We start from the raw sequence: 16,013 nt of genomic DNA, 5'->3' as shown, positions 1-16,013 counted from the left end.
GTTGGCAATGGCTTCCGTTGTGAAAGCCTGGCTTGTTTTCAGTGCGTCGGTTTCTCACCGAGCAGGGCAAAGGTAGGTGCGAGACGTTCTTCCGTCAACGGGTTTAGGGAGAAAAACAAAATATAATTCTGTCATGCTCCCGCATTGCAGCAATTGCGGCAAAAAATGATCGTCTCTGCCCCAGTCCTTAAAAAAGCCATCCGGCCGCGCCGCATCAGGCAGCGGCCGCGACGCCACGCTCCACCGGTCGCTCGGCGATCGGCCAGTGCACCACGGCGGCGAACAGCCCGAGCGCCACACCGAGCCACCAGACGCTGTCATACGAGCCGAAACGGTCATAGAGATAACCGCCCATCCACACACCGAGGAACGAGCCGATCTGGTGCGACAGGAAGACGAGGCCGCCGAGAAGCCCGAGATGGCGCGTGCCGAACATGATCGCCACCAGCGCATTGGTCGGCGGCACGGTCGACAGCCACAGCAGCCCCATGACGGCGGCAAACAGCACGACCGAGGCCGGTGTCTGCGGCAGGAGCAGGAAGGCGGTGACGGCGATCGAGCGGCCGATATAGATGAAGGCGAGGAAATAGGGCTTGGAGTAACGCTGGCCGATCACGCCGGCGGCCAGCGATCCGATGATGTTGAAAAAGCCGATCAGCGCCATGGCGATCACCGCATAGCGCGCCTCGATGCCGATGTCGCCGAGATAGGCGGGGAAGTGCGCGGTGATGAAGGCCACCTGGAAGCCGCAGACGAAGAAGCCGGTCGTGAGCAGCAGATAGCTCTTGTGACCAAGAGCCTCCTTCAGGGCTTCGCCAACCGATTGCTTGAACTGGCTTTGCGACTGGCTGCCGGAATTGGCGTTGCCGCGCAGCGGATAGGCGAGCAACGGCACGATCAGCATCATGACCGACATCGCGACCAGGCTGTCCGACCAGCCGAGATTGCTGATCAGCGCCTGGCTCAGCGGTGCGAACAGGAACATGCCGGCCGAACCGGCGGCCGTGCCGAAGCCGAAGGCCATCGAGCGCTGCTCCGGGGTCACGTGCCGGGCAAAGGCGGAGAGGATGACGCTGAACGAGCCGGCGCCGATCGCCATGCCCACCAGCACGCCGCCGCCGATATGCAGCCAGATGGGCGCGTCCGCATGGGCCATCAGCAGCAGGCCGGTGGCATAGAGCAGACCGGACGCGATCAGCACGCGGCTGGTGCCGTATTTGTCGGCAAGCGCGCCGAAGAAGGGCTGGCTGATGCCCCAGCAGAGGTTCTGCAGCGCCATGGCCAGGCCGAAGGTGGAGCGGTCCCAGCCCGTATCCGCCAGCATCGGCAACTGGAAAAAGCCCATGGCGGAGCGCGGACCGAAGGTCATCATGGCGATCAGCGATCCGCTGATGATGATCAGCCAGGGCATGGGGGTGCGGGCGGTCGTGACCATTGAATCGTCTCCTGTGGCAGGCGCGACGATAAAGCGCAGGCAGGGGCACGAAAAGCGTCTTTTCGTGAAGCATCGATAAGCGGATTTGATCGAGGCCAGGTCAAGCGGAAGAAAAACTGAAAGGCGGGGCGAGACTGTCGGTCCGTCTGCCTGTCTTGTCTGCGAGCTCGGCGGCCTTATTGGAAGAGCGACAGAATGCTCTGCGAATTGGAATTGGCGATCGACAGGGCCTGGATGCCGAGCTGTTGCTGGGTCTGCAGCGCCTTGAGGCGGGTCGATTCCTCGTTCATGTCGGCATCGACCAGACGACCGACGCCGGTGTCGATGGTATCGCTGAGGTCGGTGACGAATTCGCTCTGCATGGTGATCCGCGAACTCAGCGCGCCATAGGTTGCGCTCGTGTCGATGGCATATTCGAGCATGGAATCAATCACGGTGATCATCTCGTCCAGTTGGGCGTCGGTGGTGGACGACGACAGCTCCATTTCCGTGACCGTTGGATAGCCGGCGACCGCAGGGCTTGGTGACTTGAGCAGCACCCACCCGGTCACAAGGCCGGCGTCCCAGGCGAAGTTGGGGCTGGTCAGAATGCCGAGGTCGCCGATATGCGCCGACATGAAGTCGATCAGCGCCCAGGTGTCGGACGGCTCCGCGACCTGTGTTTCGTCACGATAATTGAGCTTGATGGTCTCGATCGAGACTGTGCCGTCCGCCGCACGGACGAAGGAGCCGACGAGTTCCTTGTCGATCGCGTTGGCATCGTCCTGCGCCGTCTCGAGATAGAGCCAGTTCTGGCCGTTGAAGCTGGCGGAGGACGATATGCTGATCAACTGGTCCTTGAGTTGCTCGACCTCGGCATTGATCTTGCCCCTGTCGACGCCCGGTTCGCGGGCCGCGACGAACTTCGCCTTGATCTCGTCGATCACGCCGATGGCCGCATCCATGCCGGTATAGGCCGTATCGACCTTGGCGGCGCTCATCGCGAGCGCGTCCTCGACGGCGGAAAGAGCCTTGTTGTCGGAACGCATGGTGGTGGCGATGGACCAGTAGGCTGCATTGTCCGACGCGGTTGCGACCCTGTAGCCGCTCGAGATCCGGGACTGGGTGCCGTCGAGCTTGCTGCTGATCGATCGCAAGGTGTCCAGGGCGGCAATGGCCGAGACGTTCGTCAAAATACTGGTCATGGACGGGCTCAAATCGTGGAAAACACAATCCGACCCGAGGCCCAAAAGTCCCGCCGTCTATTCATGACGGATGAAATGTCGATCCCGGCACTATGAGTAAATACGGTAAAAAATGGATGAATTGCCAGAAGAAATAGCCCGCAATAAACTATAGGCTGCCGCGCGATCATTGCTCCGAAGATTTTCTTCATCCATTGCTGCTGACGTCACTTTACCGTTTTTTGATCGCCCAGCCTTCCGGTCTCTGTGCGATCACCCGCACGGCATCGCCGAGGGCAAGCTGACCCTCGCCGCGCGGCACGGCATTCCAGCCGAACAGCGGACCCGGCACGCGGCGGTCGGCGGACATGCGGATGCGGCCCATCGCCGGCATCGGGTTGGCGCCCTCTCGCGATCCGGAATGCTGGTCCTGCGTGGTCATGATGCAGCGTGCGCAGGGTTTGACCAGATCGAAGCGGATGCCGCCGATCTCGATCGCCGCCCAGCTGTCCTCGGCCCAGGCTTCGTCGCAATCCACCACGACATTCGGCCGGAAGCGCTCCATGCCGACCGATCCTTCCCCGTGGGCGGCCATGTCCGCATTGAGGGCCGAGAGCGAACCGGTCGTGGTGACGAGCACCTGATAGCCGTCGGCGAAGCTCATCGGGCTGTCGGGGCCTGCCCATTCCTTGGTGGCGCTGCGGCTGGCTTCGCCGTCGAAGAACACCAGCTTCACTTCGCGGCCAAACCACTCGGACAGCCGGATGTTGACGCTGTCTTCGGCGACTGCGGCACTGACGATCGATTTCCAGATGGCGACGTCCATGCGTCGCTCGGGATGCGGCGGCGCCACCATCATCTCGCGGCCGTCGGCAAGCGACAATTGCAGGTGCGACGACTGCGGCAGCGCGGTCAGAGTCGCCAGCGCCGGCAGTTCGCGCTGGGTGATGAAATGTCCGGACGGGTCGGTCAGCATCATCCGCCGGTCGCCGGTAAGGCCAAGGGCGTCGACGCGGGCGGCGGGCAGGGCAATGCCGCGGCCGCTCTTCAAGGGATAGATGTTGAGTTCGGTGACGTGCATGTCGTGAGCCTCATATCTCGTCGATGAACTGCGCCAGGACCGTCTTCAGCCGGTCATGGCGCTCGCGGGCCATCAGGCGGCCTGCCTCGGTCTGGAAGTTGTCGGACAGCTTGAACAGCTTGGCGGCAAAATGGTCGATGGCGAAGGCCCGGTCGTCAAGGGCGCGATCCTCGGCCAGCGGGTCGGCCGGATCGTAGAGCGCCGAACCCATGCGCCCGGCGGTGTAGAAGCAGCGGGCGGCTCCGACCATGCCGATCGCATCGAGCCGGTCCGCGTCCTGCAGGATCTTCGCTTCAATCGTCTCGGGCGCCAGCGCGGCGGAGAAGCTGTGGGTGGTGATCGCATCGGCGACGGCGGCAATCTCGCTTGCGTCCCATCCGAGACCGGCCAGGATGGCGCTGGCCTTTTCCGCCGCAAGCTGGGAGGCCTGGGACCGGAGCGGCGAACTCTTCTCGACCGCGACGCAATCATGCAGCAGTACAGCGGCCGCCAGCACGCGGCCGTTGCCGCCCTCCGCGGCATGGATGCGCATGGCGTTGCGGAAGACACGGTGGATATGGGCGAGATCGTGCGAGCCGTCGTCGCCAGACACGGCATGGGCGAGCAGATCGCGGGCCAGTGCCTCATGCGGGGCAAAGGCGGTTTCGCTGAGGCCGTTGGTCATTGCAGGTCCCGATTGGCAGAAGGCAGCGGCGACCATCTAGGGGACCGCGCCCGGCCATGGCAACCGCCTTCAGCCGTTTTCCTCCGCCGTCACGGTCGGTCGGGCCTTCCGGCTGGTCAGGATCTTCTGGTAGAAGAGCCCGATGCCGATCAGCACGACGCCGAGGCCGATGAAGGAAATCGCCCTCAGGACGCCTTCGAGATGGCTCATGTCGATCAGGAAGGCCTTACCGACCGAGATGAACACCAGGACGGCCGAGGCGAGCCTCAGGCTGCGGGCGTCGAATTTCGTGCCGAGCGCCAGAAGACCGACGCCGATGGCAAGCCAGGCGACCGAATAGGTGTAGGTCTCGACCTGCTCGAAGCCCTTCCAGGAGGCGATGAACTCGCCGTGCCAGAAGCGCCGCACCGAGAGCGTGACCCAGGCAAAGCCGAGCACGGCTCCACTGACCGCGAGCGCCGTTACGTAAGGGAGCGGCCGCTTGTCGCGGGCGTAGAAGGCGAGCCCCGCATAGGCGAGGCCGGGCAGCAGGTAGCCGATCAGCAGCAGGTTGACGAGCGGCCAGGCGCCCGTGCTTTCGCCGGTGAGGAACGGATTGAGCGCGAAAAGATGCAGGACCAGCACATTGGCCATCGACAGCACGCCGGCGACCATCGAACCATAGCGGAAGACCGGGCTCGGCGACTTGAGGTCGAGCGTCATCAGGATGCCGGACAGGCCGGTGATCAGCAGCGTGTAGATTGACTGTTCGCCGAGCGTCGGCACGCGGTCGTCGAGCACGCCGCCGTTCATCGCATGGCGGACGAGGATGGCGACCGCCAATAGTCCGAGAAGGCTGGCGAGCCCCTGCAGCGCGTTGCGCACGCGAAAGCCCGGCCAGTTGCGCAATTCATAGGCCGACAGGATCGCCAGGATCGCCGGAATGCCGTAGCCGGGCAGAAGTGCATTGAACAATGGCGTCGTGGAGAGATGTTCCGGCCCGACCAATGTCGGGTCGAACGTGATCCTCGCGAGAACGCAGGCAAGGGCAGCAACCATCATCCAGGGCAGCCCGCTCCATGGCCGTACCCGATTGGCCATCAGGTAGGCGAAGCCGAGGATCGGCAGAAGGATAGTGGTGACGATACCGTCGGTCAGCATGTGCAGGCTGAAGGCGAAGGCGATAAACGAGCCGGCGATCAGCAGGTCGAGGCCGCGGCGAAGGGTCGTGGCGAGCCCGGCGCGGGAGAAGAATTCGGTCGCACCGAGAAGTACGAGGCCGAGCGCGATGCCGTAGAGACCGTGGGTCCAGTCCCGCGCATAGACGCCGTATTGCACGAAGCTGATCGAGGCGATCGTCACCGGCACGGCAGCGGCAATCGCGGCCCAGAGCGTCGAAAGGACGGCATCGGCCGCACCCCGGCGGCGGATGAAGGCGAGGCCGCACAGCAGGAAGACGGCGCCAAGGCCAAGGACTATCGCAATCGACTGTCCCTCCAGGCCGGGGAGCGGTGTGTCGCCGCCAAGGCCGGTGTCGAATCCCTGGACGAGGTCCGTCGTTGCGGCGGCGTTGAGCCCGAGGCAGAGAAGAGCGCCGCATGCGGACACGACGGCTGGCCATCCGGCGCCCCGACGGGCGGCACCGGCGGCTGCAAGCGTCGCGACCAGGGCCGCCATGGCAAACAGCGGATTGAGATCCGCCGCCACGCCGACGGCGACGATGGCAAGCGCCGGAAAGAGCACGGCAAGCGAAACCGACAGCCACTGCCCGGCCGGCTTGCGGGTGAAGGCATGGCCAAGGTTGCGCCAGCTCAGGTGGCAGGCGGCCTGATCCGCGTCGCAGGCACCGGCCGGCCAGACCAGGAGGGCACTGGCAATCATCGCAATCAGCGCCAGCGCCACCGGGGTCAGTTCGACCCCGTCGCTGAACAGGATGTAGACGATCGCCCACAGTCCGAGCCCGGCATTGGCAAGAACCGGTACCACGCGCCAGGATCTCAAGCGCGACGCCGCCGCCGTCGCGACGAGCGAGACGGAGAGGAAGGAAAACAGCGTCCACGGGCTCGGCGACGTGCTGGACACCAGCGCGGGCGTGGCGAGCGACGCGGCGAGCCCGAGACCGGCGAGCGCCTGGCCGTGCAGCAACGACAGGCCGAGCGTGGCGAAGGCAACGAGCGCCAGCAGCAGGAAGGCGAGGGCCGGGCCGATGAAATCGTAGATCCCGTGCGCGGCGTAGATCGCGCCGAACAGGGACAAGGTGCCGGCCGCCGTAAGAATCCCGGGGATCATCGCATTGTCGTAGAGCGCCGCCGCCTGGGGCAGGGCCTTGCGCCGGACGATCTCGCCTCCCGCCACGAGCAACAGGCCGAAGAGGGCGGCGAGCGAAAGCCTGACGCCGGGGCCGAGCAGGCCGCTTTCGATCGAATAGCGCACGAGGAAGAGCCCGCCCAGCGCCAGCGCCAGACCTCCGGCCCAGACGGCCCAGCGTGCGCCGAGATAGGTTTCCAGGCTTTCGTTCCGGGCGGCCGGGGCAAAGACAGGGCTGGATGGGGCAGGCTGCACGGCCGGCTCCTCTGCCGGGGCCTTGGCCACCGTCTGCCCCTCGGCGGTGGCGTCCGCCATCGCTGCAGCCGGCCCGTCTTCCGACAGGGCGGGAGTCTCGCCGATCGCCATCTGCTCGGGCGCATCCATGTTCCTCGGTTCGGCCACCAGTGCGGTTGCGCCGGACGATGTCAGGCGCGCGACCTGCTCCGACAGCGTTCCGATATGCTTCTCCATCGCGTCGATGCGCTTGAAGGCTGTACGGTTGTTGACGAACAGGATGATGATCAGAATGAGCGCTAAAAGTTCAATCATGGGACCTCTCGGCAGCTTGCCGTGCATCGCACGACACTACCTGTTTTCACCGATCCGGAAAGAGAGCATGGTCACCAAACAGGCAGAACCTGCCGGCAGCGTGATTGATCGCCCTTGCAAACCGTCACAAAACTTTCTAAATCATCGTCACCGGCTCTGGCCGGTTTTCTTTGATCCTATTTTTGCTCAATTTGAGCATAAGTCGGTTGCCAACTGGAGAGAGGGTTCGGCATGGCACATATCTCAGGGACCGGCAATCTTGCCCAGATGCGCCAATCGCAGACGGCGGCGGAACGTTTCGGCATTCTGGAACGGCCAGATCTGTCCTTCACCCCGGCGGTGGCAAAGGAAACCGAGCATTTCTACGAGCGGGTCAAGGCCTTCATCCCGGCGATCGAATGGCCGGTCTTCGCGCCCTATATCCACGCCATCAATCGCATCAAGAAGGAACGCGGCGCGGTCATCCTCGCGCACAATTACCAGACGCCCGAAATCTTCCACTGCGTTGCCGACATCAAGGGCGATTCGCTGCAGCTCGCCCGCGACGCGACGCGCGTCGATGCCGACATCATCGTCCAGTGCGGTGTGCACTTCATGGCCGAGACTTCGAAACTGCTCAATCCGGAAAAGACCGTGCTGATCCCCGACGGCCGGGCCGGCTGCTCGCTGTCGGAATCGATCACCGGCGCCGATGTGCGGGCGCTCAAAGCCCGTTACCCGGGCGTGCCGGTCGTCACCTATGTGAACACCTCGGCCGACGTGAAGGCCGAGACCGACATCTGCTGCACCTCGTCGAATGCGGTCGCCGTCGTCGACAGCTTCGAGTCGGACACGGTGCTCTGCATTCCCGACGAATATCTGGCGATGAACGTCGCCAAGCAGACGAAGAAGAAGATCCTCACCTGGCAGGGCCATTGCGAAGTGCACGAACGCTTCACCGCGGAAGAGCTGATGGAATACAAGGCAGCCGATCCCTCGATCGAGATCGTCGCCCATCCTGAATGCCACCCGAGCGTTCTGGCGGTCTCCGACTATGCCGGCTCGACCTCGGGCATGATCGACTATGTGAAGACGAAGCGTCCGGGTCGTGTTCTGCTGGTGACCGAATGCTCCATGGCGTCCAATATCCAGGCCGAGGTGCCAGACGTCGACTTCGTCAAGCCGTGCAATCTCTGTCCGCACATGAAGCGCATCACCCTGCCGAAGATCCTCGACAGCCTGCTCTTAATGACGGAGGAGGTCGTGGTCGATCCGGCGATCGCCGGTCGGGCGCGCCTCGCGGTCGAACGCATGATCAATCTGAAGAATTGACGAGGACCGGCGTCTCGCCGGCGGAGATTGCCTGAATGGCCACGAAACTTGAATCCATGCGCCCGCAATCCTGGCAGGGCGTCGACGACATCGTCATCATCGGCGGCGGCCTGGCGGGCCTGTTCTGCGCCCTGAAGCTCGCGCCGCGTCCGGTCACCGTGCTTGCCGCAGCCCCGATCGGCCAGGGGGCGTCTTCCGCCTGGGCGCAAGGCGGCATCGCCGCGGCAATGAGCCCCGGCGACACCTTCGAAAAGCACCTTGCCGACACGCTGGCGGCCGGCGCCGGCATCGTCGACGAACGCATCGCCCGCCTGATGATCTCGGAGGGCCCGGACCGTATCCGCGACCTCCTTGCCTATGGTGTTCCCTTCGACCGCGACCTCGAAGGCCAGCTTCTGCTGTCACGCGAGGCCGCCCATTCCGAGCGCCGCATCGTCCGAGTCAAGGGTGACCAGGCCGGCCGCGCCATCATGGAGGCGCTGATCGCCACCGTGCGCAAGACGCCGTCGATCCGTGTGATGGAAGGTTATGTCGTCGAGGAACTGGTGGCCGAGGGCCGTTTCGTTTCTGGCGTCATCGCCCGTCCGGATGCCGGCCAGTCGAAGACCCGGGTCGCCTTTCCAGCGCGCGCCGTGGTGCTCTGCTCGGGCGGCATCGGCCATCTCTACCAGGTGACCACCAATCCGGCTGAAGCGCGCGGCGCCGGCGTCGGCATGGCTGCGAAGGCCGGTGCGATGATCGCCGATCCGGAATTCGTCCAGTTCCACCCGACCGCCATCGACATCGGCCAGGACCCGGCTCCGCTGGCGACCGAGGCACTGCGCGGCGACGGGGCGATCCTGATCAACCGCGCCGGGCACCGTTTCATGACGGACCTGCATGCCGATGCCGAGCTTGCGCCACGCGACATCGTCGCGCGCGGCGTCTTTGCCGAGGTGAAGGCCGGCCGCGGCGCCTTCCTCGATTGCACCAAGGCGGTCGGCGCGCATTTCGCCGATCTTTTCCCCACCGTCTATGCCTCATGCAAGGCGGCGGGCATCGACCCTGTGACCCAGCCCATCCCGGTCGTGCCGGCCGTGCACTATCATATGGGCGGCGTGCTGGTGGATGCCGATGGCAAGACCACGGTCGACGGGCTCTGGGCGGCCGGCGAGGTGACCTCGACCGGCGTGCACGGCGCCAACCGTCTGGCCTCCAATTCGCTGCTGGAGGCGGTGGTGTTTGCCGCCCGGATCGCCGAGAGCATCAAGGGCATGCTGCCCGAATCCTCGCTCTATGAATGGCCGAAGGATGCCGGCGAGAACGACGAACTGGTGACGCTGGAAGACAGCGCCGAGTTGAAGGCGCTGCGCCGCGAGATGTCGGCCCATGCCGGCGTCATCCGCGATGCCGAAGGCCTAAAGGACCTGATCCGCCAGATCGTCCGTCTCGAAGGTATTAACAGGCGCGTCCGCTTCTCCAACATGGCGACCGCCGCCAAGCTCATCGCCACCGCGGCGCTCCAGCGCGAGGAGAGCCGAGGAGGGCACTTCCGTTCCGATTTCCCGGAACCGGTGGAAGCCCTGCGCCGTCGCACCTTCATGACCCTGAAGGATGCCGAGCGCATCGCGACCGACATCGCCGGCTGATCCAAGACAGAGGTAGTATCCGATGACCGAGCCCCTTCGCCCCGTATTGCTCCCGCTGATGGTCGAGGACCAGGTGCGGGCGGCGCTGATCGAGGATCTCGGCCGCGCCGGCGACATCACGACCTACGCAACCATCGGACCGGAAAAGACGGTGCGGGCGGCGCTCAACAGCCGCGAGGACGGTGTGATCGCCGGCATCGAACTGGCGCGCGCCGCCTTCCGGCTTGTCGATCGCTCGGTCGTCTTCGAGGCGAAGGTCGCGGACGGCGATAGGGTAAAACCCGGCGACGCGCTCATCCGCGTCGAAGGCCCGGCGCGCTCCATCCTGTCGGCCGAGCGGGTCGCCTTGAACTTCCTGATGCATCTTTCGGGCGTCGCGACCTACACGGCGCGTTTCGCCGCCGAGATCGCCCACACCCATGCCCGCGTCACCTGCACGCGCAAGACCCTGCCGGGCCTGCGGGCGGTGGAGAAATACGCCGTTCGCCTCGGCGGCGGCTCCAACCACCGCTTCGGCCTCGACGATGCCATCCTGATCAAGGACAACCATATCGCCGTGGCCGGCGGCGTTGCAGCCGCCATCGAGGCGGCCCGAGCCTATGCCGGGCATCTGGTCAAGGTCGAGGTTGAGGTCGACAATCTCACCCAGATGCGCGAGGCGCTGGGTGCGCGGCCGGACGCGATCCTGCTCGACAACATGGCCCCCGACCTTTTGCGCGAGGCGGTTGAGATCAACCGGCTGCATCACGGGCTCTTGAGTGCCGACTATCCGTCGGCCGTCGGTCGCGTGATTCTGGAAGCGTCCGGCAATGTGAACATCCAGACGATCCGCGCGATTGCCGAATCGGGCGTCGACTACATCTCCACCTCGAAGGTCACCATGGCGGCGCCGACCCTCGACATCGGCCTCGATGTGGAAATCGGCTGACAAAAATCAGTTCTTTGGTCTCGGTGGATAGACTTGGATCGCGGTGTTTCTTGTCACACCGCCGACGAGAAATTCCATGAGTTCAAGCATTTGACGTATGTTAGAAGAGACGCAAACTACTTATTGTAGATTATTATTGGTTTTTGACCCTTTACCGCGAATCCCATAGCCCAGAGTCATCCCGTCGGAGGTGTATAGCGTACTGCGGATACAGGCACTTTCAGCCGATACTTACGGGGATTTGTATGACCAGTATTTCTTCGTCGCCGAGCGGCGGTTCTCTGTACTCCACATCGCTTTCGGGTCTCGATACCAACGGTGACGGCATCATCAGTGCCGAAGAACTGGCGGCCGCGGAAAAGTCTTCCGGCTCGCCGCGCACCCAGGATCCGACGGTCGAAAATGAAAGCGCCGCAAGCGGTGTCGCCTCCCAGGTGGCGGGCGGCGTGATGGCCATGTTGCTCGCCAATGCCGGCGGCGCGGCCGATACCGGGGCGGATGACCGTCCGTCCGCCGCCGAGATGTTCGCCAAGATCGATACCGACGGCGACGGCAAGGTCACCGAAGCCGAATTCGTCGCCGCCCGCCCCCAGGACATGAGCGAGGAGGACGCCACGTCCCTCTTCGCCGAACTCGACGGCGAGGGCACCGGATCTCTGACGCAATCCCAGTTTGTCGATGCGATGGAACAGCTGAGGCCGGAAGGCCCGCCGCCTCCGGGGGCCGGTGACACCTCGGACGAGGACGACGATACCGTCAGCCTGTTCGACGTGCTGGATGAGATGAAGCAGGTGATCGCGGCGTATTCGGCCTATGCCAGCAGCAGCGAAGGCGACGGCGGAGAGACCTCGGCAACCGAGCTGTCGCTCTGACGTGGCCTTCGGCCGTCCTTGGTAATCGCGCTTAGGCGTCTTCCCGTTCGGCCGCGGCGTCGGCTGCCGCGAGCCCCGGCAAACGGGCACTGTAGGTCACCTGCGGGAACGGGATGGAGATCCCGTTTTCGTCGAAGGCCTGCTTGACCGATTTGATCATCTGGCGCGATGTCGGCCAGAAGTCGGCGGCGCTGGTCCAGTACCATAGCGTCGGCACCACGGCGCTTTCGGCCAGTTCGTTGACGAAGGTGTCGACCGGCGGGCTCTTCAGCACGCGCTTGTCCTTCTCCGCCAGCTCGCGCATCAGGCGTTGGGCAAGATCGATGTCGTCGTCATAGCCGATACCGACCTTCAGCTCGAAGCGGCGTGTGGTCTCTCGGCTGAAATTCGTGATCGGCACATTCCACAGGATCGAGTTCGGCGCCAGCCGGTAGAGCCCGTCGGGCGTCTTGAGTTCGGTGGCGAACAGGCCGATCTCGCGCACCGTCCCGGAAATATTGCCCGTCTCGATATATTCGCCCACCCGGAACGGGCGAAGCACCAGCAGCATGATGCCGGCGGCGATGTTCTGCAGCGTCCCCTGCAGGGCAAGACCGATGGCGAGGCCGGCGGCGCCGAGGGCGGCGATGATCGAGGCGGTCTGCACGCCGAATTGCCCGAGAACGGTCACGAAGACCAGCAGCAGGGAGGCATAGCGGATGACATTGGCGAAGAAGCGGGCCAGCGTCTCGTCTATGCCCCGGACATGCAGCAGACCCTCATGCGCCCAGCGGCTGAGCAGCGAGGCGAGCGTCCAGCCGATGGTCAGCAGCAGCAATGCGCCGACGATCGAAAACGAATACTGCACGGCAAGCGCGCTCGCCTGGCTGAGCGCCGTGCGCGTGGCGATGATGACTTCGCTGGCCTGCTGTTCCATCCTTCGGTCCACTCCTTCACGTCGAGATGCGTCTAGGGGCTAGATGGGGCAGGACCCCTCGGGGTCAAACGCAAGGGGGGGATTGGCAGGATCTGCGGCCTCGGCTCAGCGTCCGCCGAGCTTGAGGCCTGGCGCCGGCCGCTCCTCGAGAATCTGGCGGCGGAAGCGGAAAAGCGCCGCTGGCCGGCCGCCGGTCGCGAGCGTTTCGCCGGTCGGTTCGACCAGTTCGGCGCCCTCGACCAGGCGCCGGAAATTCTGCTTGTGCAGGTGCCGGCCGGAGATCGCCTCGACGGTTACCTGCAGTTCGGTGAGCGTGAACTCCGGCGCCATCAGTTCGAAGACCACCGGGCGATACTTGATCTTGCCGCGCAGCCGTGCAAGCGCGGTCGCGGCGATCCGCCGGTGGTCGAAGCGCATGGCGATGCCGATCGGCTCCGACACGCGCCGCGCCGCGACCCGGCCGTCGAGCACGGCTTCTTCGACCAGTCCTGCCTCGTAGAGCAGTTCATAGCGTTCGAGAACCCGCTCTTCGTCGAAGGGAAAATCGTCAAGCCCGAAGGCGAGCTTCAGCCGCGATCGGCGCGACGGTCGCATCTCCGCCTTGTCCTCGCTCGGGTCTTCCTCCGCCCATTGCGCAAGCGCGGGCAGGATCACCCGGTCGATCACCGCGGGCCGGCCGTGGCGCCAGTCCTCCCAGGGCAGGTAGCTGTACCAGTCGCGCCAGTGCGCGCCGACCGCATCAAGGCTCGCCTCGCGGGCGGTATCCATGCGGGTCAGCGCCAGATAGCCGACCGATACGACATGCGGGCCGACGTCGCCCGCCATCTTGTGCCGGCCCCGATCGCCGAAGGTGTAAAGCTGTTCGATATAGCCCATGTGCAGTTCGGTCTGGGCGGTGACCGTGGTGCGCAGCGACATCTCCATCGTCCGGTGGCGAACGGGGTCGAACGGGCCGAAGGGCAGGCCTTCGAGGCGGCTGGTCGGGTCGTTCACCACCAGGATGCGCGGATTGCCGCCGGTGACCGCGACGATCGCTGCATTGAGGCCGATCTCGACGGATGTGGTCCGGTCCGTCATGGGGTTTCCGTCGCGGCTGGCACAGACAGAACGAAGGGCGCATCGCCGTCGGCATCCGCGCCGCGACCGATCGCCTTGACCGCGGCCTTGAGGCGTCCGCCACGGCCAAGCAGGCTGTCGCCGATTTCGATCAGGCGGGAATTGGGGGTGGCAAAGGGCGAGGCGGCCCGCAATCGTCGCGCCAGCGCTTCGTCGTCGTCTTCCGGGGCGACGGCAAGGCTGGCGATCAGGGCGGCCGCCGGCGAGCGCGACACGCCCATCCAGCAGTGGATGAGGAGCGGTGCGCTCTGGTCCCATGTGCGGGCAAATTCGATGATCTCGAGCACATGACGCTCCTGCGGCGCGATCAGGTCGCCGGTGCCCGCAAAGGTGATGTCGTTGACGCCGAGCTTCAGGTGGCGGTCGGCGGAGATCACCGCGGGGCGGTGAAAATCCTGCTTCTCGGCCATCAGCGTGATCATCTCGCGCGCCTTGTGGCGAACGGCGAGTTCGGCGATGCGCGACAGCGGCGAGACGACGATCAGGCTCATGTGGACACCTTTGGGCGCACCCCGCGCGCAGCCTCGATGGCCTCGAAGCGATCAAGGAACAGCGCCTGGGCCTGGTAAGCCGGCAGCGGCGCGATCAGCAGGCTGTCGCGGGCGATCCCGCGCGGCTGCCCGAAGAATTTGCGGGCTTCCACCTCGGCAAAGCCGGCAAGTTCGGTCGCTTCGAAATAGGCGGAAATGGTGTCGGCCTTCTTGATCTGGTCCTTCAGCGCGCGGGTCGGATGCGCCGGTAGGCCGAAGCGCAGGTGGATCGCCGCCTCCAGCCGCTTCTCCACCAGCTTGTAGCCGCCGCCGACCACGGCCTTGAACGGCGAGATCATGTCGCCGATCACGTATTCCGGGGCATCGTGCAGGAGCGCCACCTGCATCTCGTTCGGCGTGGCCTTGGGATTGAGGCGGCGGAAGATGTCCTCGACGATCAGGCTATGCTGGGCGACGGAAAAGGCGTGATCGCCCTTCGTCTGGCCGTTCCATCGGGCAACGCGTGCGAGCCCGTGGGCGATGTCGGAAATCTCCACGTCGAGCGGCGAGGGATCGAGCAGGTCGAGCCGCCGTCCGGACAGCATGCGCTGCCAGGCGCGCCCCGAAAGTGCGGCGGCCTCGGCCATGGCTCAGCCCTCCTCGGCGGCGCTGGTGGGAAAGGCAAGCCCGGTCCAGGACGGAAGCGACAGCGAGACGGCGGTCTCGCCCGCCAGGATCGGCGTGGCGGACGCGATGGCCTCGCCGGCGCGGTCGATGCGAACGATGGCCAGGCCACGATTGCCGGCGACCGTGCCGAGCGTGCCGATCGGTTTGCCGCCGGTCAGTAGTTCCGTGCCGGCGGCGGGCAGGGCGGCGTCTGCGGTCACCACGACCACCCGGCGCCGCGCCGTGCCGCGATGCTGCATGCGCGAGACCACTTCCTGGCCGACATAACAGCCCTTCCGGAAGGAAACGCCGCCCGTCAGGTCGAACAGGACGTCGTGGGGAAAGGCATCCTGAAGGGCAAAGTCGGAGCCGGATTCGGCGATACCGGCAAGCACGCGCAGCGCGTCGTAGCCCTGCGCGACCTCAGCCTGTCCGCCGCCCGGTTTGCGCGTGACCCGGACGCCGGCAACGGCGAATCGGTGATCCACGAGACCGGCTTCGTCCGCATCCTCGCCCCATGCGACGGTCACGCCTTCCGGATCGAGCGCCACGATCTCGACAGCGGCGCGGAGCTTGTACATGGAGAGCCGCTTGATCAGCGCCTCGCGCTGGCTGGCGGTGGTGTCCAGCACAAATCCGTCGCCGTCGCGCGCGATGAGAAAGTCGAACAGGATCTTGCCCTGCGGCGTGAGAAGCGCGCCGGGCCAGGCCTCGCCCGGGGGCAGCGCCGCGATGTCGGTCGTTACCAGATTGTGCAGGAAATGCTCGGCATCGGCACCGGATACCTGGATCAGTGCACGGTCGGGCAGGGAGGCTGCGGGCATCGTCGTTCCCTTCCGGTTGGTCGATGCCCGAGAGTTAGAGCATCGCATCGCAAAAGGGAATCGATTCCAGCCGTCCGGCGGCAAATGATCCACGCCGAAAATTG

Annotated in this window: 14 protein-coding genes; 4 read left to right on the top strand and 10 right to left on the bottom strand. The window is 65.1% G+C overall.

Translation table 11 applies throughout. From position 1 onward, the window contains the following. Positions 1-214: 214 nt before the first annotated feature. From AC07Y0_RS11730 to AC07Y0_RS11710, 5 genes are all read right to left on the bottom strand, one after another. Positions 215-1,435 (bottom strand): MFS transporter, encoded by a 1,221-nt coding sequence (locus tag AC07Y0_RS11730; RefSeq protein WP_498677394.1) that lies wholly within the window; start codon positions 1,433-1,435, stop codon positions 215-217. A gap of 176 nt (positions 1,436-1,611) precedes the next feature. Then, on the bottom strand, positions 1,612-2,619 hold the full coding sequence (locus AC07Y0_RS11725) for a flagellin N-terminal helical domain-containing protein (protein ID WP_498677390.1): 1,008 nt from the start codon (positions 2,617-2,619) through the stop codon (positions 1,612-1,614). A 211-nt stretch (positions 2,620-2,830) separates the two neighbouring features. Beyond that, positions 2,831-3,679, bottom strand: coding sequence for an MOSC domain-containing protein (locus AC07Y0_RS11720; protein ID WP_498677389.1), 849 nt, complete (start codon positions 3,677-3,679; stop codon positions 2,831-2,833). Between the two features lie 10 nt (positions 3,680-3,689). Then, the gene (locus AC07Y0_RS11715; RefSeq protein ID WP_498677387.1) at positions 3,690-4,343 is read right to left on the bottom strand and encodes an HD domain-containing protein; all 654 of its coding nucleotides are present in this window, start codon (positions 4,341-4,343) and stop codon (positions 3,690-3,692) included. A 69-nt stretch (positions 4,344-4,412) separates the two neighbouring features. Continuing rightward, on the bottom strand, positions 4,413-7,178 hold the full coding sequence (locus tag AC07Y0_RS11710; RefSeq protein WP_498677386.1) for a DUF2339 domain-containing protein: 2,766 nt from the start codon (positions 7,176-7,178) through the stop codon (positions 4,413-4,415). Positions 7,179-7,409: 231 nt separating this feature from the next. Between AC07Y0_RS11710 and nadA the strand changes: the two genes are divergently transcribed. The 4 genes from nadA to AC07Y0_RS11690 all read left to right on the top strand — a co-directional run bounded on the left by nadA (position 7,410) and on the right by AC07Y0_RS11690 (position 11,917). Continuing rightward, positions 7,410-8,489: a quinolinate synthase NadA gene (nadA, locus tag AC07Y0_RS11705; protein ID WP_498677385.1), complete on the top strand. Its 1,080-nt coding sequence runs from the start codon at positions 7,410-7,412 to the stop codon at positions 8,487-8,489. A gap of 35 nt (positions 8,490-8,524) precedes the next feature. Continuing rightward, the gene (locus AC07Y0_RS11700) at positions 8,525-10,117 is read left to right on the top strand and encodes an L-aspartate oxidase (RefSeq protein ID WP_498677383.1); all 1,593 of its coding nucleotides are present in this window, start codon (positions 8,525-8,527) and stop codon (positions 10,115-10,117) included. 22 nt (positions 10,118-10,139) lie between these two features. Further along, on the top strand, positions 10,140-11,045 hold the full coding sequence (gene nadC / locus AC07Y0_RS11695) for a carboxylating nicotinate-nucleotide diphosphorylase (RefSeq protein WP_498677382.1): 906 nt from the start codon (positions 10,140-10,142) through the stop codon (positions 11,043-11,045). Positions 11,046-11,290: 245 nt separating this feature from the next. Further along, a complete protein-coding gene (locus tag AC07Y0_RS11690) occupies positions 11,291-11,917 on the top strand; it encodes an EF-hand domain-containing protein (RefSeq protein ID WP_498677380.1) in 627 nt (208 codons plus the stop codon). A gap of 31 nt (positions 11,918-11,948) precedes the next feature. Here the strand turns inward: AC07Y0_RS11690 and AC07Y0_RS11685 are convergent, their stop codons facing one another. The 5 genes from AC07Y0_RS11685 to ygfZ form a co-directional block, all read right to left on the bottom strand. Then, on the bottom strand, positions 11,949-12,833 hold the full coding sequence (locus tag AC07Y0_RS11685; RefSeq protein ID WP_498677379.1) for a mechanosensitive ion channel family protein: 885 nt from the start codon (positions 12,831-12,833) through the stop codon (positions 11,949-11,951). A 105-nt stretch (positions 12,834-12,938) separates the two neighbouring features. Beyond that, positions 12,939-13,910 (bottom strand): NUDIX hydrolase, encoded by a 972-nt coding sequence (locus tag AC07Y0_RS11680; RefSeq protein WP_498677378.1) that lies wholly within the window; start codon positions 13,908-13,910, stop codon positions 12,939-12,941. Continuing rightward, positions 13,907-14,440: a tyrosine phosphatase family protein gene (locus AC07Y0_RS11675; RefSeq protein WP_498677376.1), complete on the bottom strand. Its 534-nt coding sequence runs from the start codon at positions 14,438-14,440 to the stop codon at positions 13,907-13,909. Before AC07Y0_RS11675 ends, AC07Y0_RS11680 begins: the two co-directional genes overlap by 4 nt. Next, entirely contained in the window at positions 14,437-15,066 is a 630-nt protein-coding gene (locus AC07Y0_RS11670) for an HD domain-containing protein (RefSeq protein WP_498677375.1), read from the bottom strand. Before AC07Y0_RS11670 ends, AC07Y0_RS11675 begins: the two co-directional genes overlap by 4 nt. A 3-nt stretch (positions 15,067-15,069) precedes the next feature. Further along, entirely contained in the window at positions 15,070-15,909 is an 840-nt protein-coding gene (gene ygfZ / locus AC07Y0_RS11665; RefSeq protein WP_498677374.1) for a CAF17-like 4Fe-4S cluster assembly/insertion protein YgfZ, read from the bottom strand. Positions 15,910-16,013: the final 104 nt, after the last annotated feature.

This window comes from Allorhizobium sp. GW101-3B10 (genome assembly GCF_059424725.1).
The sequence above is the reverse complement of the archived record's forward strand: the minus strand, read 5'-3'. Positions and strand labels throughout refer to the sequence as shown.